Source organism: Sulfurisphaera tokodaii str. 7, assembly GCF_000011205.1.
Taxonomy (GTDB): domain Archaea; phylum Thermoproteota; class Thermoprotei_A; order Sulfolobales; family Sulfolobaceae; genus Sulfurisphaera; species Sulfurisphaera tokodaii.
This window is the reverse complement of record NC_003106.2, coordinates 695,356-720,355: the sequence shown is the minus strand read 5'-3', so window position 1 is coordinate 720,355 and position 25,000 is coordinate 695,356. Positions and strand designations below refer to the sequence as shown.

The 25,000-nt window shown below is 33.8% G+C and carries 24 protein-coding genes and 3 pseudogenes; 12 read left to right on the top strand and 15 right to left on the bottom strand.

Annotation, left to right across the window (positions count from 1 at the left end; all coding sequences use genetic code 11):
- Positions 1-20: 20 nt before the first annotated feature.
- From STK_RS04095 to STK_RS04075, 6 genes and pseudogenes are all read right to left on the bottom strand, one after another.
- Positions 21-449 (bottom strand): hypothetical protein, encoded by a 429-nt coding sequence (locus STK_RS04095; protein WP_010978727.1) that lies wholly within the window; start codon positions 447-449, stop codon positions 21-23.
- On the bottom strand, positions 446-1,705 hold the full coding sequence (locus STK_RS04090; protein WP_010978725.1) for an acetyl ornithine aminotransferase family protein: 1,260 nt from the start codon (positions 1,703-1,705) through the stop codon (positions 446-448). Before STK_RS04090 ends, STK_RS04095 begins: the two co-directional genes overlap by 4 nt.
- A gap of 11 nt (positions 1,706-1,716) precedes the next feature.
- Entirely contained in the window at positions 1,717-2,277 is a 561-nt protein-coding gene (locus tag STK_RS04085) for an indolepyruvate oxidoreductase subunit beta (protein WP_010978724.1), read from the bottom strand.
- Positions 2,265-4,061: an indolepyruvate ferredoxin oxidoreductase subunit alpha gene (locus STK_RS04080; RefSeq protein ID WP_010978723.1), complete on the bottom strand. Its 1,797-nt coding sequence runs from the start codon at positions 4,059-4,061 to the stop codon at positions 2,265-2,267. Before STK_RS04080 ends, STK_RS04085 begins: the two co-directional genes overlap by 13 nt.
- A gap of 234 nt (positions 4,062-4,295) precedes the next feature.
- Positions 4,296-4,559, bottom strand: a pseudogene (locus STK_RS15145) (hypothetical protein); the annotation flags it as partial.
- Positions 4,560-4,630: 71 nt separating this feature from the next.
- Positions 4,631-4,987: pseudogene (locus STK_RS04075) on the bottom strand (acetate uptake transporter); the annotation flags it as partial.
- A gap of 106 nt (positions 4,988-5,093) precedes the next feature.
- On the opposite strand from STK_RS04075, the gene acs reads away from it, so the two are divergent.
- Positions 5,094-7,082, top strand: coding sequence for an acetate--CoA ligase (acs, locus tag STK_RS04070; RefSeq protein ID WP_010978720.1), 1,989 nt, complete (start codon positions 5,094-5,096; stop codon positions 7,080-7,082).
- A 31-nt stretch (positions 7,083-7,113) separates the two neighbouring features.
- Positions 7,114-8,274 carry a cation:proton antiporter gene (locus STK_RS04065; RefSeq protein ID WP_010978719.1) on the top strand — a complete coding sequence of 387 codons (1,161 nt, stop codon included), beginning with the start codon at positions 7,114-7,116 and terminating at the stop codon, positions 8,272-8,274.
- On the opposite strand, the gene STK_RS04060 is transcribed toward STK_RS04065, so the two are convergent.
- The 4 genes from STK_RS04060 to STK_RS04045 form a co-directional block, all read right to left on the bottom strand.
- Complete coding sequence (locus STK_RS04060; RefSeq protein WP_052846399.1) at positions 8,249-9,118, bottom strand: fumarylacetoacetate hydrolase family protein; 870 nt, start codon at positions 9,116-9,118, stop codon at positions 8,249-8,251. The two genes, STK_RS04065 and STK_RS04060, sit on opposite strands and share 26 nt — an antisense overlap.
- A gap of 13 nt (positions 9,119-9,131) precedes the next feature.
- Positions 9,132-10,607, bottom strand: a complete 1,476-nt coding sequence (locus tag STK_RS04055) for a 4-hydroxyphenylacetate 3-hydroxylase family protein (protein WP_052846398.1) — start codon at positions 10,605-10,607, stop codon at positions 9,132-9,134.
- Positions 10,604-11,554 carry a 3,4-dihydroxyphenylacetate 2,3-dioxygenase gene (gene hpaD / locus STK_RS04050; protein WP_010978715.1) on the bottom strand — a complete coding sequence of 317 codons (951 nt, stop codon included), beginning with the start codon at positions 11,552-11,554 and terminating at the stop codon, positions 10,604-10,606. The genes STK_RS04055 and hpaD overlap by 4 nt, the downstream gene beginning before the upstream one ends.
- A gap of 61 nt (positions 11,555-11,615) precedes the next feature.
- Positions 11,616-12,086: a flavin reductase family protein gene (locus STK_RS04045; RefSeq protein ID WP_010978714.1), complete on the bottom strand. Its 471-nt coding sequence runs from the start codon at positions 12,084-12,086 to the stop codon at positions 11,616-11,618.
- 207 nt (positions 12,087-12,293) lie between these two features.
- Here STK_RS04045 and STK_RS04040 point away from each other — a divergent pair, with 207 nt between their 5' ends.
- Positions 12,294-12,911: a helix-turn-helix domain-containing protein gene (locus STK_RS04040; RefSeq protein ID WP_198429736.1), complete on the top strand. Its 618-nt coding sequence runs from the start codon at positions 12,294-12,296 to the stop codon at positions 12,909-12,911.
- Here the strand turns inward: STK_RS04040 and STK_RS04035 are convergent.
- Together STK_RS04035 and STK_RS15975 are read right to left on the bottom strand one after the other, a co-directional pair.
- The gene (locus STK_RS04035) at positions 12,900-13,364 is read right to left on the bottom strand and encodes a peroxiredoxin (protein ID WP_010978712.1); all 465 of its coding nucleotides are present in this window, start codon (positions 13,362-13,364) and stop codon (positions 12,900-12,902) included. The genes STK_RS04040 and STK_RS04035 overlap by 12 nt on opposite strands.
- 409 nt (positions 13,365-13,773) lie before the next feature.
- Positions 13,774-13,893 (bottom strand): SDR family oxidoreductase, encoded by a 120-nt coding sequence (locus STK_RS15975; protein ID WP_420825188.1) that lies wholly within the window; start codon positions 13,891-13,893, stop codon positions 13,774-13,776.
- Between the two features lie 472 nt (positions 13,894-14,365).
- Here STK_RS15975 and STK_RS04030 point away from each other — a divergent pair, with 472 nt between their 5' ends.
- The 4 genes from STK_RS04030 to sdx all read left to right on the top strand — a co-directional run bounded on the left by STK_RS04030 (position 14,366) and on the right by sdx (position 17,379).
- Positions 14,366-15,535 carry an ArsR/SmtB family transcription factor gene (locus STK_RS04030; protein WP_069168140.1) on the top strand — a complete coding sequence of 390 codons (1,170 nt, stop codon included), beginning with the start codon at positions 14,366-14,368 and terminating at the stop codon, positions 15,533-15,535.
- Between the two features lie 99 nt (positions 15,536-15,634).
- Complete coding sequence (locus STK_RS04025) at positions 15,635-16,126, top strand: hypothetical protein (RefSeq protein WP_052846397.1); 492 nt, start codon at positions 15,635-15,637, stop codon at positions 16,124-16,126.
- A 14-nt stretch (positions 16,127-16,140) separates the two neighbouring features.
- Positions 16,141-16,704, top strand: a complete 564-nt coding sequence (locus tag STK_RS04020) for a hypothetical protein (protein ID WP_052846396.1) — start codon at positions 16,141-16,143, stop codon at positions 16,702-16,704.
- 345 nt (positions 16,705-17,049) lie between these two features.
- Complete coding sequence (sdx, locus tag STK_RS04015) at positions 17,050-17,379, top strand: sulredoxin (protein WP_052846395.1); 330 nt, start codon at positions 17,050-17,052, stop codon at positions 17,377-17,379.
- Between the two features lie 651 nt (positions 17,380-18,030).
- On the opposite strand, the gene STK_RS04010 is transcribed toward sdx, so the two are convergent.
- Entirely contained in the window at positions 18,031-18,507 is a 477-nt protein-coding gene (locus tag STK_RS04010; RefSeq protein WP_198429735.1) for a PaREP1 family protein, read from the bottom strand.
- A 306-nt stretch (positions 18,508-18,813) separates the two neighbouring features.
- Positions 18,814-19,943, bottom strand: a pseudogene (locus STK_RS14540) (ISNCY family transposase).
- 439 nt (positions 19,944-20,382) lie between these two features.
- On the opposite strand from STK_RS14540, the gene STK_RS03995 reads away from it, so the two are divergent.
- Positions 20,383-21,183 (top strand): acetoacetate decarboxylase family protein, encoded by an 801-nt coding sequence (locus tag STK_RS03995; protein ID WP_010978705.1) that lies wholly within the window; start codon positions 20,383-20,385, stop codon positions 21,181-21,183.
- 12 nt (positions 21,184-21,195) lie between these two features.
- Here the strand turns inward: STK_RS03995 and STK_RS03990 are convergent, their stop codons facing one another.
- A complete protein-coding gene (locus STK_RS03990; protein ID WP_010978704.1) occupies positions 21,196-22,632 on the bottom strand; it encodes an MFS transporter in 1,437 nt (478 codons plus the stop codon).
- 141 nt (positions 22,633-22,773) lie between these two features.
- Between STK_RS03990 and STK_RS03985 the strand changes: the two genes are divergently transcribed.
- The 4 genes from STK_RS03985 to STK_RS03975 all read left to right on the top strand — a co-directional run bounded on the left by STK_RS03985 (position 22,774) and on the right by STK_RS03975 (position 24,651).
- Entirely contained in the window at positions 22,774-23,343 is a 570-nt protein-coding gene (locus STK_RS03985; RefSeq protein WP_010978703.1) for a hypothetical protein, read from the top strand.
- Positions 23,344-23,630: 287 nt separating this feature from the next.
- Positions 23,631-23,753, top strand: coding sequence for a hypothetical protein (locus STK_RS15845; RefSeq protein WP_269770903.1), 123 nt, complete (start codon positions 23,631-23,633; stop codon positions 23,751-23,753).
- Positions 23,754-23,938: 185 nt separating this feature from the next.
- On the top strand, positions 23,939-24,337 hold the full coding sequence (locus STK_RS03980; RefSeq protein ID WP_010978701.1) for a hypothetical protein: 399 nt from the start codon (positions 23,939-23,941) through the stop codon (positions 24,335-24,337).
- Positions 24,334-24,651, top strand: coding sequence for a clan AA aspartic protease (locus STK_RS03975; protein ID WP_010978700.1), 318 nt, complete (start codon positions 24,334-24,336; stop codon positions 24,649-24,651). Before STK_RS03980 ends, STK_RS03975 begins: the two co-directional genes overlap by 4 nt.
- Positions 24,652-25,000: the final 349 nt, after the last annotated feature.

Here is a 25,000-nt window from a genome sequence, read left to right as displayed (position 1 = left end):
AACAAGTTATAAGAAGTTACTTAATGCCCAGTTTTCCAACTTCTCCAATCACCGAACTTATCATACTCTGGGCATCCTCTCCTATAGTTAAAACCATTAATCCAGTCAACATTAACAAAAGTATTATAGAACCACTTTTCCTTCCCTTCATCTTTAACATATTCTTTTAAATCATTAATAGCTTTTTTCATTTCTTCTTCACTTTCAAAGTAAAGTATCACAACACCTTTAGAGAAAATTGAAAGTGGAAATGAAAAGACTGAGTATTTACCAACATATCCCTTCTCTTTCAAAATTCTCACAAATTCTTCTAATGATATTTTCAGATTTACAATCGGAATACCAAGTTTGTAACAGTGTAAAGAATTTTCATGCTGAATACCTTGCTTAAAATATGCCCAACAAATTCCACACTTATCCCAACTTTTTATGCCAACCCATTTTATCATTTTACCACCTTAATCACTTTCTTTAAAATGTCTAGTCCTTGTTTAGCCTCTTCCTCAGAAATAACTAGGGGCGGAATAACTCTTATTGCACTTCTACCGGCAGGTAATAAAAGTAAACCACGTTTAAAGCTCTCACCTATTATCCTATCCCTTACTTTTTTCTCATTATATTCTAAACCCCAAGCTAAACCAATACCTCTTACGTCATCAGCTAAGCCTTGTAATTCCTCAGCAAATATTTTCCCTATCTCATTTACATGAGGTAATAAATCCTTAACAATGTCGATCACCTTTGAACCTATTGCACAAGCTAAAGCATTACCACCGAAAGTGTTACTATGCATTCCGGGTTTAAAATCAAGATCTTTTCTAAATATAGTTGCACCAATAGGCATAATCCCTCCTCCTAATGCTTTAGCTAAAGTAATTACATCTGGAACTGTGTTAAAGTTTTCAATAGCAAAGAGCTTTCCAGTTCTGCCTAAACCCATTTGGACTTCATCATCGACCAGTAAAATTCCATATTTCTTAGCTAATTTCTGGAGTTCAGCAAAGAAATTCTTAGGAGGGATTACATACCCTCCTTCACCCTGAATAGGTTCGAAAAATATTCCAGCCACTTCTTCCGGTGGAACTAGGTTTACAAAGATATAATCCTCAATAAATTCAATAACACGATTTACTAGTTCGCTAGGGTTTTCATATCCGTTAATATGCCATGGATTTCTGTAGGGATTGGGGTATGGAACATGAATTACTCCAGGCATGAAAGGCCCTACTATAGATCTTTGTACAGCCTTGCTTGCTGTTAAAGAAATTGAACCAAAAGTTCTTCCGTGAAAACCGCCTAAAAAAGCTATTATGTATTTTCTACCAGTGTTTTTGACAACTTTAATTGATGCCTCAATAGCTTCGGTACCGCTGTTAGAAAAGAATACTTTCTTTTGGAAGTTACCTGGTGAATAAGTCACAAGCTTTTTAGCTAATTCCAGTTGGGGAATATTGTAAAAATCATTTGCTGCAGCATGAGCTAATTTTTGCATTTGTTCAATACCTATCTTTATAACTTCTGGATGCGAAGGCCATCCTAAATTATTTACACCTATACCAGATGTAAAATCTAGATACTTATTTCCATCAACATCATAAATCCATACTCCTTCACCGTGATCAATTACAAGAGGAAATAATTCTGGATCCCTAGTTGATGTTGCTAAGTAAATATCGCTCTCCTCAATAATTTTTCTGCTTAACATAAAAATAACCTCTATCTTATTCGTAAAAAAGTAATCGATTCTTTTCCAGCTAAATATACTCTCTTATTTTTCTCATCTAATAGAGAAAGGAGCTTGTCCTCATCAATTAGTTTCTTTAATCCAAAATCCATTAAGAGGCTTAACATAACTATGTTTGCCCCTCTTGGATTACCAGAATCAATTGCTATTCTCTCAGCTGGAATATAAATCGCCCTATATTCCTTGAGTCTTTCTTTAATCTCATCTAAACTAAGCATCTTAACTTTAGGTAAAACTGATCTCTCCACCCTTTCATTAACTATGAGTATGGTCTCCTTATCAGCATAAGATAAATTCCTTAATGCTTCTGTAGCTTCTAACGCAACTAGAAAGTCAGCTTTTTTTATTAATGGTGAATACACATTTCCTAACCTAACATGAACATTTACAGCCCCTCCTCTCTGTGCTAAACCGTGAGTTTCAGCAACTAATGCCTTTACTCCAGAAATTAATGCTGAAGTGGCAATTATTTTCCCTAAAGTTATTACTCCCTGACCTCCAATACCAGCAATCAAAATGTCTAACTTCTCCATAACTCATCCCACCCTTTTGGTATTTCTCCCTTTAACGATATAGCATTATACGGACATATAGGAATGCAAGCACCACAGCCTATACATAAAACCGGATCAATAATAGCTTTTTTATCTTCTCTGGGAATTATTGCCGGACATGTAAAGTAATCATAACATATTGTACAACCCGTGCATTTGTTAATATCAACCTCTGCTATAGGTAATTCATCAAATTTGTCAATAACGTCTAAGGCACAAGCTCTTTTAGCTACTATTAAAGCTGGTTTCCTATTCTGTTTTACCCAATTTGTTGCATCGGCAATTATCTTAGTACTCTCCTTCAAATTAAACGGATCAATTTCTCTAACGTATTCTACACCTAAGCCTTTTGCGACATTAGCAATATCAATCTCCTTTGATGGACTCGGATTTTGCCCAGTCATAGCAGTAACTCTGTTATCTAAGACCACAACTAAAACCGGTAAGTTATTGTAAACTGCATTTGCCAGAGCTGATAAACCAGAGTGGAAGAATGTTGAATCACCAATAATTGCAACTGGAATAATGCCCGTAGCCCTAAAGACCCCGTTTGCGATACCTAAACTGCTACCCATATTTGTTAATGAATCTTGCTCTTGGAAAGGTGGTAAAATTCCAAGCGAATAACAACCTATATCACCAGAGAAAAAGGTCTGTGGAAGACCTCCAAGTGTAATTCCTCTTTTAATATCGATAAATGATGACCTATGTGGACAACCCGGACACATGGCTGGAGGTCTCGGTGGCACATATTCTTCTACTTTAGGTTTAGGTTCATAGTAAATGCCTAAAAACTTCTTTATTGCAAATTCTACAACATCTGGTGTTAATTCACCACTTCTAGGAACATAATCTTTTCCATGAATTCTTATTCTGAAACCTTCATCATATGCAATACTTTTAACTTGCATTTCTACTATTGGTTCTAACTCCTCAACTATTAATGCTTCATCAACATCCTCTAATACTTTAACTATTTGTTCCTTATTTAACGGTACCGGTGCAGATAGCTTAAGTATTCTGACAGACTCAGGTAAAATTTCTTTTACATAAGAATAAGCTATCCCACTAGCTATAATGAGTTTTCTCCCATCTCCTTCAATCTCATTAAATTCCTTTATTTCCTGTTGAATTAACTCCCATCTCTTAAGTTGTTCTTGCCTATCTCTTCTTGCTACGTCAGGAACTAGGGAGTATTTCTCCGGTTTTTTCTGAAGTTTTCCTAATATGGGAGGTGAAGGTTCTTCATATTCAACCGGTCCTCTAACGTGACTTATTCTAGTATTTGTAGATAAAATTACCGGATGATGAACTTTGCTAGATAAGTTAAAGGCTTTAACAGTCAACTCATAAGCACTTTGAGGATCATAAGGTTCGATCACTGGTATTAAACTCATTAAACCATAATATCTATTATCCTGCTCATTTTGTGATGACCACATAGAGGGATCTTGTGCGGAAACAATTACAAATGCACCCTCAACTCCAGTGTAAGAACTACTCATAAGAGGATCTGAGGCAACATTTAAACCTACATGTTTCATTGCTACTAATGAGTGAGCACCCATTATACTTGCTCCATAAGCAGTTTCAAATGCAACTTTTTCATTTACGCTCCACTCAACATATCTGTCTCTAAACCTTTGTAAAGTTTCAATAATTTCTGTTGAAGGTGTACCGGGATATCCAGAAGCAATTCCTACTCCAGCTTTTAGAGCACCAAAGGCTATTGCTTCGTTCCCTAATAACAAACTTTTCTTCATAATTTATAATTACAAATTGTTGTTAAAAAACTCGACTTTCATAATGTTTAAATTTTATGTTATTTGTTGATTAGAAAAGATATTGTTAAGTCTCTTTTCCCCTTTTTATGAACAGATTTTGAGCGCTTCTTTACAGAAAAAGAAAAGAAAAAATTTATTTTACTTTGGATGTCCGATAGATGGTGTTGCCTTTATAGCTTTTATAGCATCATCAACACTGACCTCTTCCCCGCCCTAAAGGGCGAGGGTTCCCTTAGGGCGGTTCATAGGTTTGTGGTTTACCACCTTCATCCTCACAACTTCATAGCTAGTGGGTGCGTAAAGCACCCACCCCGCTCCGTTCGTCCAGCGGTAGACCACGGGCTGGGTCTTCAGCCCATTACCCCTATCCCTCACCAAGAGTTGCCCTCTGCTCTTGGCTCTTGGGGACTCGGGGATATGTAGTTCTGTGCGGGGACACATATCTTCAGTATGCCCACCTTTGTGGGCTTCCCCGCACTTTATTAATAGTTTTAAGCTAAGATTAAAAACTTTACCCCGCCTTAAAAGGCGAGGCTTGCCCCGCGTTTTGTCATAAAGAGTCCCAGATTAGCCTTAAAAGTACCGAACCACATAACTAATGTAAATATTCCGAAAGCAATAAGAACTAATCCTATAGCTTGTGCTGTAGCTCCGGGTATAAACATTGATGTTACAAAAAACCATTCCCAAAAAGCACCATAAGTAAAGAAAGCAGTATAACCAAATGTATTACCAGCCCTCCATTCTAGGACACCAGCAAGTAACTGTGCTAATCCTCCATAAAACGCGGCTAAGCCAACAACTACTGAAGATCCTTGAGACATTAGACCAGCATTAAAGACACTTAAAACTAACGTTGTTAAAGCGAAACCGGATAAACCTAGAGGTGCAGGATTAGCTCTTTTTTATTCTGTCATTATAGTTTTATTATACACTCAATGATTATAAGTTTTACTACGTAAGTTATCAATATATAATTATAAATATGATTAAGTTTTATAACTTATTAATATGTCAGTAAATTGGGCACTACCATTTAATACTAAAATTGTACCTAAGTCAAATAAGGTAGTTGACATAAATACTTACAAGGAAATACATAGCACGAGTCTGAGAGACTATAAGGGATTTTGGGCTTCTGTTGCATCAGAATTAGACTGGTTTAAGCCTTGGGAAAAGGTACTTGATGATTCTAATCCTCCATTTTATAAGTGGTTTGTTGGTGGTGAAATAAATGCTTCATATTTAGCTGTGGATAGGCATGCTAAGAGTTGGAGAAAAAATAAGGTAGCAATAATTTGGGAAGGAGAACCAGTAGATGAAAATGGAAACCCTAAGGAAGTGAGAAAATTAACATATTACGATTTATACACAGAGGTTAATAGGGTAGCTTACATACTTAGAAATAAATACGGTTTAAAGAAAGGAGATGCAGTAGCTATTTATCTACCAATGATACCAGAATTGCCGATATTTATGTTAGCATTGGCTAGAATTGGAGTTGTGTTTACTGTAGTATTTTCCGGCTTTAGTGCTGATGCACTAGCTACGAGAATAGATGATGCACAAGCTAAAGTGTTAATTACAGCTGATGGGGGCTGGAGAAGAGGTAAGATAGTACCGTTAAAGGATATTGCTGATAAAGCTTTAGAGAAAGTTTCTACGGTGAAAGACGTTATAGTTGTTAGAAGAACAGGACAAAAGGTAAACATGGTCGAGGGAAGAGATAAATATCTAGATGATGTGTTAAGGGAAGTTCCTCAAGGTGTTTATGTTGAACCAGAAAGGATAAAGAGTGAAGACCCCTTATATATACTCTACACTTCTGGAACAACTGGTAAGCCAAAAGGAATCGTTCACGATACTGGAGGATACCTTACATTACTTCATGCGACGATGAAATGGGTGTTTGATGTTAGAGATGATGATATTTACTGGTGCACTGCAGACATAGGATGGGTTACCGGGCATTCTTATATTGTGTTTGGACCATTAATGGAAGGAGTTACCGAAATAATGTATGAAGGAGCTTTAGACTATCCTAAACCGGATAGATGGGTTTCAATAATTGAAAGATACGGCGTTACGATATTCTATACATCACCAACCGCAATAAGATCATTCATGAAATACGGTGATGAATGGGTTAAGGCACATAAGACAGACACCATCAGAATTATACATTCTGTAGGAGAACCAATAAATCCAGAAGCTTTTGAGTGGTTATGGAAGTTAATTGGAAGAGGAGAAGTACCATTTGGTAGTACTTGGTGGATGACTGAGACTGGTGGTATCATGATTAGTCACTTACCCGGTCTTTATTTAATTCCTTTGAAACCTGGGACTAACGGAATGCCTTTACCCGGAATAGAGGCGGATGTTGTTGATGATAATGGTAATCCTACAAAGCCTGAAGAAAGAGGATATCTAGTAATAAAGAATCCATGGCCTGGAATGCCATTAACAATACATAGGGATCCGGAGAGGTATATTAAAATATATTGGTCTAAATTCCCGGGAATGTTCTATGCTGGAGATTATGCAGTTAAAGACTCTGATGGATACTTCTGGGTATTAGGTAGGGCTGATGAGGTAATTAAAGTAGCTGGACATAGATTAGGAACATATGAGTTAGAGTCTGCGATTATTGAACATCCAGCCGTTGCTGAAGCGGCAGTTGTAGGAGTTCCAGATCCGGTGAAAGGTGAAGTACCAGTGGCATTTGTTATTCTTAAGCAAGGTGTTTCGCCAAGTAAAAATCTTATGGATGATATACTGAAGACTGTTAGAGATAAGGTTGGTCCTATTGCTACATTATCCAGTATTTACTTTGTATCTAAACTTCCAAAAACTAGGAGTGGTAAGATTATGAGAAGAGTAGTTAAGGCTGTTATTACTAATCAACCGGTAGGTGATATTACAACGCTTGAAAATGAGGCTTCAGTAGAAGAAGTTAAGAAGGCTTATGAGGAGTTTAAGGCTGAGATAGGTAAAAGTTAATTTTATTTTTATAAAAAAAATTATTACCGTCATGGAAGAAATTTATATAGCTCTTTTTGATATAGCTCTTTTTATTTTTATTGCTGAATTTTTTAAGACACAGCTAAGAAAAATTGATTTGCCAGACCTGGTAAGCGAACTTATTGCTGGTATGATCATAGGACCTTATGCAGTTGGTGGGCTGATAAATGATATTTTGGGTTTTCATCTAATAACTCTAGATCAATACGTCCTTTTTATATCTGAATTTGCTGTAATTCTTATTATCTTTGCTTCTGGTTTAGAACATGGTCTAAGTCCGCTTAAAGAAGCCGGAATATTAGGATTTATGGGAGCCACTTTCGGTGCATTATTACCATTTTTTGCCGGATATTTTATATATGCTAACTCTTTCGGAAGCAATTCGGCATTATTTTTGGGAGTAAGCTTAGGTGCTACAAGTTTAGCTGCTGTAGCATATCTAATAGAGGGGATTAATACTAAGGGTGTTAAGTTTTTAATTTCTGCGTCAGCCGTAGATGATATAGTAGATTTAATCTTATTATCTACAGTACTTATTCTTATTAAAAACTCCACTATAGTTATAACGTCTATATCTTTAAGAATAGTGTCACTAATTGTAATTTGGTTAGTAATTTTATTTCTTTCCATAACGATTATCCCAAGGATAGCTAACAAGTTGAGTGATGTTTATATAGAAGAATTCACAATGCTCGTATTATTTGGATTAACATTATTTATGGTTTATTTAGGATATTCCCCAATTATATCTGCCTTTGTAGCTGGTGTATCAATCTCTAATTCCTTGAAGAGTGAAAAAATTAAGGAAATTGTTACTATAGTACTCTCAGTATTTGGTCCGATGTTCTTTGTAACTGTTGGAGCGGAAGTAAATTTGCTTTTAATTAATTTAAACACTTTATTACTTGCGCTGGAGCTCACGAGTATAGCAACTATTTTTAAAATGCTCGGAATTATGCCATTTGCTTATCTATATATTAAAGATCTTAAAAGGGCAATGATTATTGCCCTAGGAATGGTCCCTAGAGGAGAAACTGGCTTAGTAGTAGCATCAATAGGTTTAAGTCTAAACGCTTTAGATCAAAATGAGTTTGAGAGTATAGTTTTCATGTCAATTCTGACTACAGTAATAGGTGCTCTAGTTATTAAACGTTATTCTCATCAATTATAGTAGGATTTTCAAGTTTACCTATCTTTTCAACTTCAGCAACCATAATTGCATTGTTAATTGGTTTTAGTGAGAACTCTGATACTTCTTCAGCACCTATATATCCTACACTTCCAGATGATATTAGTGAGAACTCTGGTAAAGTTACATACTTTGTTAGTTCCAATATAATCTCTTCTATGGAAAAGACAAAATCCTCAGAATTGCCTTCTTGTACCAATTTTCCATCGTAGTAACTCTTCATTTCTAGTGAGTTAACATCATCGATCTCTTCTGGTGTAACTATCCATGGTCCGAATGGAGCAAAAGAGTCCCTTACCTTGTTTCTGAAATGAGTTCCTCTGATTAGTAGTTTTTTAACTTTCCCGTCTGAAGGATCTCTTCTGTATGCGTAATAAGAATCTTCCTTTATTCCCGGCGGGTACGTTATATCGTTAAATACTGTATAACCAATTATGTTTTTCTTAATTTCGTTAAGCGTAGCACCTCTCTTTATTTTTCTTGTAATTACGCCAATTTCTACTTCTGGTCTTATTGCATCTTTAGGAGTTATAATTGGTTTTTTATGAGGAATTGCTACAGAGGGTAATTTAAGAAAGAACTTCGGAGATTTTATAAATTCTCTTGCTTCACTTTTATCCTTAACCCCTATCATTCCCGGAGTATTTACTAGTGTGCAAATGATCGCTGATGGCATAACTGGTATGTCAAACTCTATTTCATCAATTTTATAAGCCTCGCCTTTAGGCTCAGTAGAATAAAAATCCTTCACTTCATATATATAATTTCCATTTAGAATTCCTAACTTTCTAGTGTTATTAACTAAAAAAGATAAAAACTTTGTCAAACGGAATAACACCTTATGCTTTAGGATTTGGCATTTGATCCATTATTTCTTTAACTAATTTTACAAATTCATTTTTCCTATCTTTAAATACCTCTGTATATGTCTGTGCCCATCTTATTGTCGGATCGCCTCTACTAAACCTATCGTATTGCTCATACCTCATTCCAGACTCAGATCCTATAACATCCCATAATAAGTTAAATAGCTTTACTCTCTCTAAAGCGTTTAACCCTTTCATTGCCATATACTTATCTAACAATCTCCTCTCTTCTGGGTTTTCAAAATCTTTAATTCCAGCAGGAACTGGAATTGATGAACCAGCTGATATTAATCTCAAAATTTCATTTGCCCTTGGAACAGCCTTCATATTGAAATGACTTGCTGAAATAGAAATGTAGGGATCAGGTCTTGCTATATTTGGCAATTCTTGAGCCCTTTCAACTGAAGCATAAAGTGCAGCCTCATTTAATGCAACATAAATAAGTATTTCACCAATTTTTTCTTGGACATTTATGAAATTATTTATCCCAGCAGCCTCTGCTACAGCTATTGCTAATCCTGCTAAGAACTTAAGCCTAGAGTAGTGTTGTATAACAAAATGCCAGTTGAACCATCCTCTTAAACTAACAGTGTGCCACATCAAATCTTCAATTAATTCTGGTTTTTTGAAGAATATTATTCTATCGTAGGGTACGAAAACATTATCAAAGACTAGTATAGCATCACTCTCTTCAAATCTTGATGATATAGGGTATTCAAATTCTCCTCCTTCCCTTGGAGGAAATCCTCTTCTTGCTAAGAATTTAACACCTTTTGTCTCTGTAGGAATAGAGAAATATATTGCATATCTAGGATCAGTATCCCTCCTAATATTCGGTAAATACCATAACATTTCCGAATAGGGACCAGCAGTACTTAGCATAGCTGCTCCTCTTACTATAACACCATCAGGTTTCTCTTCAACAATCCCAACTTGTATATAGGGGTCTTCCCATTGTGATGGCGGTCTCGATCTATCATACATCGGTGCCACTATTGCATGGGTATAGAATAAGTCATTTTTAGTAGCTTCTCTGTAAATCTCTATCATGTTCTCCATGAACTTAGAGCCGAAATGCTTTCCAAAGTAATCCTCTGCATGGGCATAAAATACTGTGGTCCAAACGTTTAGATAATCTGGGCTTCTTCCGAAAAATCCTCTATAGAAATCATATATTTTTATTAAACCGTCCCTTAACTTAGCTAAATCTTGCTTATTTCTTGGTCTTAAAAAGCTAATGCTGGTCTCTTCACCTACATCGGGGTTATATACTCTTAGGTATTTGGAGTATTCTGGATCCCAGTGAAGGTCGTAGTATTTAGCTACTGTTCTCACCGGTATTTTAAACGCCTGATGTTCAGTTATATCTTCTACTACTTCTCCTTCATAATAGACTACTGGATGATGGGCCTTTATACTTTTTATATAGTCTTCTCCTTTCCTAATCAAATAGACCACCCCTTTAATTTACCCGTGGAAATATCCTCCACGGGAACCCATTCACTTAACCAAGATTGGGGAATTGGTCTTCCCCAAAAATCACTTCTATATCTAAACTGTTCATTTCTCCATACTACTGGTTTCCATTTATCTGGGTCTAAAACTACGTAATCCTCTGTAAAGAACTCAATCCTATTTTTATCAAAATCTCTAAGATAAACATAATAACCCTCCGTAACTCCATGTCTACCCGGACCCCTCTCAATACTATCCCATAATTCTGCTGAAGCTACAATATCAGCTGCTCTGATTACATCTTTTAGCTCATGAACGTAGTAAGTCTCGTGATGAAATCCTGGAACATTTTTTTGACTTTTAGCAATTGCAATCTCGTGTGAATCTCCCCTTCTTGTAAGCCAAATTACTTCTCTGGTTTGATTATCTTTTCCTAAGAACCATTCAGTTTCATAATAGCCCATAAAGTTTTTAAGGAATTGAACTTCTTCCTCAATATCCTTTACCACATAATTTACATGAGCTAACCTTACTGGTGAAACACCTCTATGTGCATAAAACTTCATTCTCATATCTCCAACATACTCCATATCGTAATAGATTAGAAACGGCATACCTTGAGGAGTCTCAAAGAGTATGGCTTCCTCAACACCTTTCTCCTTAAACCTGGTAAATTTTAGGTTAAGCTTTTGTAGCTCTTCTTTAGCCTTATCGAGCTCCTCAGCTCTTCTTACTCTAAATCCAATATATGACAAACCGGGAGAGTCAGCCTTTTTAAGAACTAAGCTGTGGTGCTGTCCCTCATCGATACCCCTTAAATATATGTAGTCACCATCCTTTTCTGTTTCCACAAATCCTAGTAAATCTACGTAAAAATATCTTGCTTTCTCTAGATCAGTAACTCTTATTCCCACATGAGATAAACGTAGGATATCAATCATCAAATAAGTCTATCGAAAAAGGTTAAATAAATGGTATATTAAACTTATTAAAGGAATAAGCCTACAAGCTAGAGAGTTTATAGTATTTTCTATTCATATAAACGAGTGGTGTAAAGTTGTCTCTAATTTGGTAACCATCAATTACTTCCCCTACTATTATTGAGTGATCTCCTACATCAATCGTGTCATAGAGTTTAGCTTCTATATATGCATAAGAATCATATAATATTGGACAACCTCCTATTCCTTCCTTATATTTTATTTCCCTAAACCTCTCCTTAACTGGTTTAAGCGCAAAAATATTAAAAAGCTCTTCATTATCGGTAAAATTAACTACAAAATACTTTGATTCTTTATAAGGAATGTCATTCCCCTTCATTCTGTCTGCGAAAAATGAAACTAATGGAGGGTTTAGTGAGAGAGAGTTAAAAGTGTTGACTGTCATTCCAACTAATTCTCCTTTCCAATTGGTTGTAACTATAGCAACACCTAAAGGAAATTTCCTCATTATACTCTTTATCACTTCAGCCATAGTAGTATATAAGGAATAATCAGATTTAAGTTAATTATGAAACGCGTTATAGTTGTGGTTAAAAGAGGTCACTAAGTTGTACTGTTCCCTAAATCCTAGTAAGCTCGTAATAAAATCTCAAACCTTTCATATATATGAAATTCTTTAGAACTAATTATAATGATTGACATAGATATGCTTATATTTTTAAAATGGTACAATATAATGATGATTAAAAAAGTAGATGTAAAAATTGTTCATGAAGATTGTTGGACACATCATATGCCATATGATGCATATACAATTAATTTACAAGTTTATCCAGACAAGAACTATTTACGAAGTAGAATTCTGATTAATTCAACAGACAAGGAATCGGTAAAATTAATGAAAGATCACAAAAGTGTTGTGAAAATTATGAATATAAGCAAACTTAAAGATGGGTACTATGTAGATTTCCTCAATACTTATAAAGGTTCTATTGCAGGAGTGCTTTACGATAAAGAAGTTCTAGTACTTGGAAATAAAATAAAAGGGAATTCCGAATTGTGGAGCTTTGTTACCCACAGTAAAAATTTAAACGAATTATTTGAAGAATTAAGAAGCCTAGGCAAAATAGAAGATATAAGGACTGAAGATTTTAACCCCTCTTTTACCCTAGATTTAACTGACATGGAAAAGAAAGTCTTAATGGTGGCTTTATCAAAAGGCTATCTTGATTATCCGAGAAGAGCTAACGCTGATGAAATTGCCAGGTTATTGAATATTAGTAAAGTTACTTTCCTTTACCATTTAAGAAATGCACAGAAAAAAATTATAACTTACTTGTTAAAATCAGCTTACTGATTCCTCTTCTTTCTTAAGCATTTCTAGAGTTTTTAAAGCTTCTTTAACATGATTTTCGGGGTTGAGCTGAGAATTGTAAATATGGCGTATGATCCCTTTTTTATCAATTACAAATGTAATCCTAGCGGGTAAAATAAAGCCCTTTGCTCCATATAATTCTCTGATTTTCTTGTCCGGGTCACTGACAAGTATAAACGGTAAATTATACTTTTGCTTAAACTTTTTATGAGATTCCACATCATCAGAACTTATACCTATAACTACAACATCATAGCCTTGTAGAAGATTCCAATTATCCCTAAATGCACAAGCTTCCCTTGTACATCCTGGAGTATCATCTTTAGGATAGAAATAAAGTACTATATTATATTTTCCTATATAATCCGCTAAAGAAAACTTCTCTCCAGTATCAGTTATCCCTTCAAACAATGGTGCTTTATCTCCAACTTTCATTAAATAGATATATCTTTTATAGTTTAAATTCTTTTCGTAAATTCCCTAATTAAATTTTTTATATGAAGAGATTGAGAACGATCATTATAGGAATGTTACGGAAAACTGATCTGATAGATATAGCACCATCAAGATGAATTATGAAGCAACTTTCTTTGCAGAGTAGAAGTGTAAAAAGTAAAAGAAAACTTATAACTAAGTAATCACACTATTGTTTCACAAAAAACACAACCATACTTAATACAGTTTAAGATTAGTGATATCTCTGAAATTATACAAAAATATTCTATCAAGAAACTTGCATAGTAATAAAATCATTGATTTTGCAATAGAATATATTCTCTTTGTGAAGTAGGATAAGAACAGAAGTATTTCACGTAGTAACAATACTCTGAACAGAAACGCTACTTTATCGAATTATATATACTTCGTCGACTATTATTAGCTGTCCCGTTATGAAATTTGCTTCATTTGAGGCTAAAAAAGTTGCCATCACAGTAATATCCTCAAGAGTACCTAGTCGGGCGATTCACGAGTCCTTTCCGAATTGTAATATTCTCTTAAAATTATAATAATTGTATGAGGGAATAATTGATTATATATCATTATATTCAGTAAGTCCGTGGTATAACTCATTGGTCTCTCCAATTGTGAATGTAAAATCAATTTTTTAATTTCAAAATAATAAAATAAAGTGAATTCGCAAAAGAGCTGTTAGCACTTATAGGAAAATCGTTACATTTTTACGTTACGTTAAACAAATGTAAGATATATTGTCTTATTAACTGAAAATTCATTGTGATTAACGAAATAAAGTAAGGAAGTAAATTCAAAGTATTTATTAGTTAATGAGCAAATATTATAATTTTTTATGGTGAGGGAATTTCCTTAAACTACTAAGCTGTGAAAGACCCCCGGCCTTTAATTTTTATGAGTAAATTTCTCTTTACTCAATGTGATTTTACAGAATCCTTAAATATTCAAGATAATAATTTGTGAATATGGATATGTTCGATGCGATCTCAAACGAGGTAAGGAGGAAGATATTGAAATCTTTGCAAGTACCTAAATCCTTCTCGGAACTTTTAGAGGAATTAGACATAGAAAGTCCTGCTTTAGCGTTTCATCTAAAGAAATTAGATGGTTTAATCTCAAAGAATAATGAAGGAAAATATACTCTTACTGAAGAAGGGAAGAAAGCTTTATCAATAATAAATATGATTGAAAGCCAACACATCTCTCTTTCAAACCAAACCGAAATTCCCATGATAATTCAGTATGTTGATAATTTTATAGTAACGGAGAATATGTTAAGGAAACTGAAAGAGAAGGGAAGAAAGCTCATAATAAGGGACTCCAACACAGTTGAATTTCAAGCTATTGACCCAAACCTCCTCAATGACGTTTTAGAGAATATAGAGAATGTTTCTACAGTTAAATGTCCAGATGAGTTAGTTAACGTCATATCATCTAAATCGAAGAATGTAATTACTATAAGGACTGCTGGGAGCAGTGAAGAAGATAAAGAAGGATTTCTTAGCAGATTCCTTTCAGCAATATTTCCTTCAATTAGAATTAATAATAGATTAAGAATAGTATATGATGGTCCTCTTCAAACATCTAATGATCTTTCCATAGAACTTGACGGAGGAGTAGTAACGATATTTAAGGGAGAACCTCATCTTCTCGCTAAATGTGTAGATATGGGAGATCTAGATATAAACAATAATACGATTAGAGCCGATGGTTGTTATCTGAAAATCTCTTATCCGGATTTAAATTCACTTAAGATTAACATTAATGGAGGAAAAGTAAGCGTTTCAGAAATTAAGATGAATAATCTCTATGTAGAAATAGATGGCGGTATTGTAGATCTTAACATTGCTGTCCAAAATGAAGCCAATATTTCTGTAGATGGAGGTAAGATAAGTGGCCAAATCTCCTTCTTACCATATAAAGAATCTAAATTATTACTGTCTGTGGACGGAGGTATTGGTGATGTTACATTATCTTTACCAGATGATATCAGTGTAATTTCTAGCTCGTCAATAAATGGTGGATTTGTTGATTTACCAAAGGGTAGGATAGGTAAGAACGGTGTTCTTTATATTAACGCTTCAGTAGATGGAGGAGTCATTAAAGTAAAAGAGAATAAGGGACATACAAATTAAGCTGAGGTAAGGTTAATATGAAAATGCTTGAGGTGATAAGTTCATATAGAACGTTAGTCTGAAGCTCGTAAATTAATTTAGCCTTAGAGTTGAGCAAAATTGTCTGAAATCAACTGGAGAAGTATATTATTTACAATATCTGCCATTAACTCATTATATTTTATTATTACTTTAATTAATACGTTAGAATTATGGATTATTTCAAAAATTACTGCTTCTGGTCTGATTACTGGAATTTTGTTTTCTCTTACCTCAATACCCTTCTTTTTTAGTTACTTCACTGGGACAATAGTTGACACTGCAAAAAATAAGAAGACAATATTACTAACCCTCTCATTCTTACTTCTCGTTTTATTACTTCTATCTCAGTTGGAACTATTAGTTAATAATCTCCCTATACTCATTTTATTATTCTACACAACGGCATTAATGACTGGTATTGTTTTTGACGTTTCAGGTTCTATCATGTCTGTCTGGATTAAAGAAAATGTGAAGGAAGAATTTTATAAAAAAGTCTCATCAATTAATAGGACTATTACCAGGTCATTGGGTCTTTTTGCAGAGTACTGGCAGGGATCCTTCTTACGATAAATTTGAAATACTCGTTGTTAGGACCGTTATTTTTTCTTGGGATAATTATCTTCCTATTTTTACCCATAAAGATATTTAGCACTACGTATACTGGAAAAAGCGGTTTTAAAAAGGGACTTATAGAAGGAATTAACTATATAAGAAAGAATAAAGTGCTAACTCAGTTTATTATTCTTACAATAGGGAATTTATTCTTTAACATGCAGGGATTATTACTCTTATTTTACGTTGAAGATTTTTTGCATAAAGGACCAATTTTCTTTAGCATGTTAGGCATTGCTAGTGAGGCTGGAATAATCTTGGGTTCTGCTTATGCTCCTAAAATTAAGAAAGGTAAAATAGGTTTCTACCACGTACTATTTGGTACATTTATTTCAATATCTTTAGTGTCATATATAGTAATCCATAATGTCTTTCTTGCAGTAGTGCCAACATTTATTATATTCTTCTTTTCTGGAATTAATTCAGTTTTAACATCCTCCGTACTCTTAAGAGTTATAGATAAAGAGTACATGGGAAGAGTTAGGGGTACAATATCAGCAATCTCTAATGGTCTGGTAACTTTTTCGGTCCTTTAGCTGGTGTCTTAGTAGCTACTATAGGTATAGGGCAAACTTATCTATTAGTGGGGGTAATAATGTTAATATTCTTCTATCTTGAATTTGCATTTAAAGAATTTTATAATCTAAGAATCTAATTTCATGAATGAATATTTAAAATATAATTCTGTTATTAACATTTAAGGTATGGTTAACTACTCTTATTTTAATTAGGTATAATATGTTGTTGACTTAGATTATTATGCTTGATGTAAATGCAAGTCCTTTATTATTTTGAGATTTTAAAAAATATAGATACATTAATGTTAAATTAAATACCTTTGCTAAATAAAAGATATATGGTTTGAGATGTTTTATTTTCTTATGGTATGGAAAAGGACTATTTCGGCAAAGGCGCTGGAAAAAGCAAAGAGTGCTGCAGTTAAGGTAGATGATAAAGTAATTTTTATCGCAAATGTTAATGGTAATTTATACGCAATGGATGCTGTATGTTCACACGCTAGGTGTATTTTAGGTAAATTAGATGAGGAGAAGCTAACAGTTAGATGTTACTGCCATCTAGCATTATTTGATCTAAGGACTGGGCAAATGCTAGAACCTCCCTATGTAGCACCAGACGCACCAAAAGAGAAACTAGGATTAAAAACATATCAAATTAGGGATAATAATGGCTGGATAGAAGTAGATGTATGAAATATTTTTTGCTACTAAGAAAACACTGCAAGCGAATTAAGTAGTTTTTATTTTTGTTATCTTCCTTATGAGATCGTAAAGAAGATAATAATGATTTAATTAAATACTTTTTCCAACCAACTTCCAACTATGCTTTGCACTGTTATCATTAAATTTAGACCTATGTCTAGTTTCTTCTACAAAAATTAACAGTCTTGGGGTTAATGATTATTTTTCTCTCAATCCTACCACGGTTACAAACCAGTTTTGTTAAATGCGTAGTATATAATGCTTGCTTTGCCAATTATCTATAGATTCTCTTATTTTTTACGTGTGTGTTGAGTTTACATCTCAATATTTCTAAAATAAATGTGGATTTTGACAAGTAAATTTCTCTTTACTTAATGTGATTTTACAAAATTCTCCAATAATCAAGGTACAATTTGTAAATTCAATAATTGGGAGAATGAAGTTTCCATGTTCTTCTTAAAAACTGTTACGGTGGTCTTTACTGGAAAAATCCCTCAATAGAAGGAACTACAATGCCATTCTATTTATAAAGATTTACTTTTGTCTGTGATTCTTCTCCGCTGTAGGTAACCTAAGAATTAAGTATTTTGATGGTAATCCTAAACACTTTTATCGTAAAAGGGTTAAAATTATTTCTCTTAACTAACCTTTCACCTTACTTTTTATGAAATTCACTATGTAGAGTATATCCTTCTTTACGAATTCCTCGCTATCGTACCTTGAAACCTCAGAGTCTTTATCAAAACCGTTATATTGAAACTCATGAAGGTCAAGAGCTATTTCAGTTAATAATCTTAGTTGATCATCACCTATTATTGCAACTACTTTCCTTAGCTTACTGCTTGGCATTATAGCGATTATCCAGTCAACTTTCTCTACCTCCTTAGATGGCGAAATCTTTTTCTTACCTGGAAAATACTTTGCCAGCTGAGGTCTAAAGTTTACAGCAACTGCAGCAACATAAGCCTTTACAGCCTGATAAGCTTTACCTGCAGCATTCCTTAAAAGCCCGTCATTCATTAGCCTCTCAGCTAAGTCAGCCTCATACCAAGCTTCTTTTAACCTATCTTCTTGATACTTCTTCATGTCAATCCAAGGTTTAGTTAACTCTTCAGCCACAATAATATTCACTCAACCGATTAAATATTTCTTATAAGGAAGAGGCGATTTAAGAATCTTTCCTGAATTGTAATATTCTCTTGAATTAGTGTAATTTTAGAAGAAATAATTGATTGAGTATATATATTTTCATTAATATTTGCAAAATGGAATTTCTAATCTATTTGTTTTTACAGTAATTTATTTGGGTATAAGTTTATTTCTAATTTATTTACGAAAAGTTTTCTTATTTATTCAATAACTTCAGCACTCTTAATAGTAATCTTTAACATAAATTATTACTCTTTACTAAATACCATTAGCATTTTACGTATTTTTCCTTCTCTTAAACAGTTTCTTAATCCCACCCAAAGATTGATAAATACTTTTTATCATCCTTGATATCCTCTTGGCTCCCAACCTTAAGCCAAGAGAATACTTAAATGAGAGGACTAAGAGGAGGGAGAGGGCTTTCAAGGTTATGAAACCCTTGTTCCTAACCCATGTGAGGAAAGAGCTCTTCTCTAAGCCTAGAGCCTTTAGCTCCCTAATTACTACTTCAATATCCCAACGGTTTTCCCATGTTATATCTTCTGGTGTGTTGGTTGAGAAGAAGTATCTTTTTCCCATACCTTTATAATTGTCTATTACGAGTAGTTTTATGGGGGTACCTAGGTATTCTACTAGGTATTCCCCTTCGGGGAACTCGGCAACTGGCACGTGTCTGCCACCCTCGACAACACGTGCGTTTGCCTTGAGTTCCCCGATAGTGTTAGGGTTTTTGAGTTTACGTACCATGAGTCGAATGAGATGGTGGTAATGTTGTACTTGTTTAGGATTGTTGGTAGTGTTTCTAGGTATAGTTGGATTTTTGTTTTGTATTCTGCTTTTTCTCCTTGAGTATTTCGGCAACTTTTTGTGGTATGTATGGTATTATTGTTATAATGTAGGTTTCGTTTGTGTATAGGTCTTTGTATGGTATTATTGTTATAATGTAGGTTTCGTTTGTGTATAGGTCTTTGTATGGTATTATTGTTATAATGTAGGTTTCGTTTGTGTATAGGTCTTTTATTGCTATTATTAGGAGTTGTATTGCTGGTTCGTATCTTTTGTGTTCTCTGCAGTAAAAGGCTTGTGTTCCGTTTCTTGATACTGGTAGTGCTCTTGCGTATTCTTTGTGGTTGTGTGTGTCGTCTTAGTTGTACTGGGTGGTCTTTTACTATTTCTTTTACTATTTTGATCAAGTTTATGTTTGCTATTTTATCAAGGTTTTTTAGTACTGTCTCATAGTCCATGCCTACTGCTTGTGCTATTTCTGTTGCTGTCCCACCGATTACTCCTCCTAGTACTAGTCTTGTTAGTGTGTCTTTTCTCACGCTAGTCAAGGCTTTGAATATTTGTTGTAATGCTTCTTGAAGTGCCTTGTAATACTCTTGGAGTAATGAGTTTGTATTCATCCGATATTTTGTTTGGTTAATTTTTAAAAAGTTTTTAAGGTTCCCTTAAACTGCAAGGATTTTCCTATAAATGCTATTCGAGGTTCTATTTTAGTGTAGTGTCTTCTTTACTAGGCCTTATATATTTATACTAATTTCGTGTAACATATTTGATTATAGTTTAAATGGAACCGTTTATTCTTAGAATTCCTTATGCATTAGAGAGAAAAGCTAGCTCTTTAACGTCTCCGTAAGTACAATGTTTTTAAAATATTTTAAGTTTAAACTTAAATTTGCAGAAATTCTACATATAACCATGATTATCCTCAAAGTTCTTTAGGTTAAATGTGAACTTGATATTACTATTAAGTATAATCCATTTCTGTAATATTACTGCTGATATCTAAACTTCAAACTTGTTTGAGAGATAATTTATTAAACACTTGTTTAACTACTACCTATGCAGAACGACTTTTCCCTACCTATTACAAAAAGCGGTAAATCACAGATAGTTTTTCCTCCTCCATGGCATTACGGAGTAACATATATTTCAGCCCACGTAAAATTCGATAAAGATACAGCAAACCAGTTGTTACCAGACTTTCTATCTACAGACGGTGAGGGATGGATATACATTGCCGAGTTTATCTCAACTTCAGATTATAATTGGAACTTCATGTACGAGGACCCAGAACTAGTCCAGTATATGGAAGGAGCCATAGGGTTAAAAGTTAATTTTGAGGGTAAAAACTATTTATACTTTCCATTTATGTGGGTTGATAAAGATTGGGCTTTAGTAAGAGGATGGCTAGACGGTTACCCAAAGAAGATTGCCAAGATTGTAATGACTAGACTTCATCCACTACTTCCAATGTATAATAAACCTGAGAAAGGGCTAAAGTTAGGAGGCTACGTAGTTAGAGGTGGCGGAGTTCTTCTAAGGTTGCAAGTTGAGTTACAAGAAAGAGCAGACTCTGTACCGGTCTCAAAATTCGGTCCTTTCATAAATATAAGGAGATTCGCTACTAGAGGTGACGATGAAGAGGACTTATATGAGGTTGTTAGCAGGGTTAGAGATGTTAGTAATTATGGCGAAATATGGAAGGGTGATGCTAAGGTCGAGCTTGGAGGATATGTAAATGATGAAGTGAACATATTAAAGCTTGAAGAAGTTTACGCTGGTTATCACTATACTTTATATTTTAGAGTAACAAGTACTAAGCTCTTAAAAAAGATTTTAGCTAAAAAAATTCCTTCTTAAAGAAAAAATTTTTTAAGGTGAAATTTCGTCCAATCTTTTTCCTAAAGTATAATGCCCAGTTACCATAGCAATTATTGCTGCCACTACTAAGAATCCAGCAATTAAGCCAAACAGCTCTACTGTTGAGTGTAGTGTAGTAGCCACAGAGGTGATGTAGACTACTCCTAATCCTCCTCCTAAATGCCCAAATCCATCACATAATGCAAATCCAGAAGTTCTAGCTCTTGTTGGAAAACTTTCAGCAGTCCATGTATAGGCTACTGGAACCCAAACATTAAATCCTATGAATAGTATAATTGCACCAAGTCCATCGATTATTGGGTTTGGTGTTAATGCAACCATCATACCTCCAATTACTGTTACTAAAGCACCTATTCCTATCCACCATTTTCTTTCTAATCTATCTCCGAAGAGTGTTGCAATTACAGCAGCTAATATAAATCCTATAATTCCAATTGCAGATATCATTCCGGCTTCAGAAGTGCTGTATCCTTGTGCTGTCAGGAGCGAAGTCAAGCCTGCCGCAATACTGTAAACGGTAGTATATGCTAAGAACCACACTATAACCAGAGTTATAAACCTCTTTAAATATGTTGAGTTTGTAAAGATTTCTGAATATGGTACTGGCTTTGAAGCTTTATATATTGGTATTAAAGAGGGTAGTGGTGGTAGCTTATATCCTCGGGAAGTCACTTTCTCTTCCATAAGGTTGACTATCATTTCAGCTTCTGAAACTCTACCTTTACTTATTAACCATCTGGGAGATTCTGGTAGCCTAAATCTTAAGGCTAAGCCTATTAATGCTAAGACTGCACCAATAATATACATTACCCTCCAACCGTTTATTGCGAAAAATCCTGAGCCACCTAATGCAATAGGCAATCCTTGCGGAAACGGTGCAGGTGGTGTAGTAAAGAGCAAACCTAACCAAATTGCCAGAAAACCTCCTACTGTAGAGAATATGAAAATTGCTGAAACGTACTTACTTCTATAAGCGAGTGGGGCAACCTCACTAATATAAGTATTCACTATAGCTAAATCAGCACCAACACCAATTCCAGTTAACGTCCTAGCTATAAAAAAGTTAATATAATTCGGTGCGAAAGCGTTATAAAGCGAACTTAATCCCATGATTAACATGGTTATCATTAACATATCTCTCCTACCGATTCTGTCAGCTATTGGTGAAAGGACAAGGGATCCTACAACATAACCTACTAAATTACCTAAGACTACTGGTCCTAATAGCTGAGCTGCTTGAGCTGGGGATACATGAAATAGTGTTACTGCTGTTTGGACGAAACTAACGTTTATGTTAAATATGTCATAGAAAGTGAATAACTCTCCCACACCTATTATGCCTAGAAGGATATAGTTGAAAGCCCATGTTGGAAGCCTATCTAATCTGGCTATAATTTCCGATGACTTAGTCTCCTCTTCCTTAGACATATGCGTAAATTCCTTAATTGCCTTATAAAGGCTATATTAAACTAATTTAATAGATAATGTAACTTGCTAAGTTTAAAAAACTATCGATATAATTTAATCTTATGAATGAGTATTTAAGCTTTTGTAAAGAGATTAAAACTTGTGTATATTACAGTTTTACCACTAGATTCAATCTTATTAGATGTAGTTTATGAGAGTGGAGAATACTCCTTAGTAACTATTGATAGTTTTTACGGAATTGCTAAGGATAAGAAAATTATATACATTACTGATAGTAAAGTTCTAGGACTACTTACGCTTTATGAACTGGGGTTAAGAAAACCACTAAGTATAAGAAAAAGCATGGATTTCGTTTTTCTAAAGATAAGTAGAGAGGATGTGTTTAATAACGGAGAGATTATAGTTAAAAAAGTTGATAAATCTTTAAAATTAATTTCACAAAATGAGCTAAATTATACTACTCCTATTATTTATGAATGGAAACAAAATTGCGCTATTTTTACTGATGATGAGAATAAAATTTCATATATGCTCAGTTTCAATTCTTGTTATAAAAAGAGTAACTCGGGGGAAATAGAAGTTTATGAATGCATAAATGATTTTGGAAAATTTTATGTGGCAGTAGATATCATTAATTGTATTATCTCGCAGTCTATCAGTATTTTAAATAAAATTTCCGAACTAGCATTTGGTGTAAGATTTTTAAAATAATAGAAAAGTTTTATGAGTTATACTCTTACAAAACCATGATATAAGTATTTTTATTGTGACATTACTGAGTTATTTATATTTCTATAATTTTTTAGCACATAGTAATATGTTAATTCAATATTTATACTCTATATGAAGAAAGATCATCTAATAAATTTATATACAAATGACGACACTATCGATAAGGTTATGCATATCTCAATTTAGATGAAATATAGATAGCTCAATGACAATCCTACGTCCCTTCTTTTAAACAGCTTTTTAATATGTTTAATATAGATATCTTTATGGGTAAAAGTAGGAAGATAACTACTCCTAGTAAAAATAATGATCCTAATAATGAATATCTTAAATTTATTGTAAGAAGAATTTCCGCTAAGATTTCTATAAAAAGACTTATTGATCTGTAATAGTTTGATTAATTGATGAGACTTTTTGCAAATTTCTTCCTTCACATTTTCTTTAATCCAGATAGACATAATAGAACTTGAAACGTTAAAAATAAAACCAATAAACAACGTCATCATATAGAATAATAAAATAAACGCAACGAGATGTAGTAATTGATTTAAGGAGAGATAATATATATAAATCTATGGGAGAAGAATATCTAATTTATGATGAGGATGGTAACCTATTAGGACGTTTTTCTGATGTTGATTCCTTGTATAAGTTCGTTTTAGAAAAGACAAAAGAAGGAAAGAAACTAAAAATAAAAAGCCCTCCTGAGGAATATTTTCTAATAGTTTCTGGTAAGAAAATCGAAAAATTTTTAACAGTAGAAGAAGCGTTTAGGGCAGCAAAAGAACACATTCTTAAAGGTGAGAACGTGGAGATAGTGAGTGATAATGAGTATCTTGTCTTTAGTGAGGAAGGAGAATTATTAGGACGTTTTTCTGATGTTGATTCCTTGTATAAGTTCGTTTTAGAAAAGACAAAAGAAGGAAAGAAACTAAAAATAAAAAGCCCCTCTAAAGTTTATTTACTATTGTGAGAATAAGGGCTAAAATTAACGACTTGGAGGATTGGTTTACTATAGATACTGGATTTAGTGGAGAGATAATGGTTAATTATGAAATATTCGATAAAATACCTTTTCCTACATTTAATGCCGGATTCGTATGTATAACTGAGAATGAGTGCTATGCAGCTTTCGGAAAAATCTCAACATTAAGAATACTAGGTAATGAAATTAATACTGTGGTATTATGGATCCCTCAGTTGGATGAAAATTTGATTGGTGAAGGGGCTTTAATAAAACTGGGTTTAGTCATAAATTATAAGGACCTCAATGTCCTCGATCCATAATTTTCTTAGTATTAGCCTTATTATAATTAACGATATTGATATCAGAAGTAGATATTCTTTCCCATGTTATTTATTTAAGTAAAATAATAATATTTCTAAAAATCGTTCAGTAAGTTAGAGAGGAAATCGTGTTCTTTAGCAAGTATAATTTAAAGCTCTGTAAATGGGGAATCATTGGATACCTTATTACTTAGCAGTTCATAGGTTTTTTGCGATTCTATTTATCTTAGTAAAATGAGATTTTAACTATTAAATGTACACTGAGACAACATTAATTATGTGGGATTAAGTGAAATAGGACAATTAATAGCTCCATTGCGAATGTCGATTTTCTCTATTAAATTAGTAT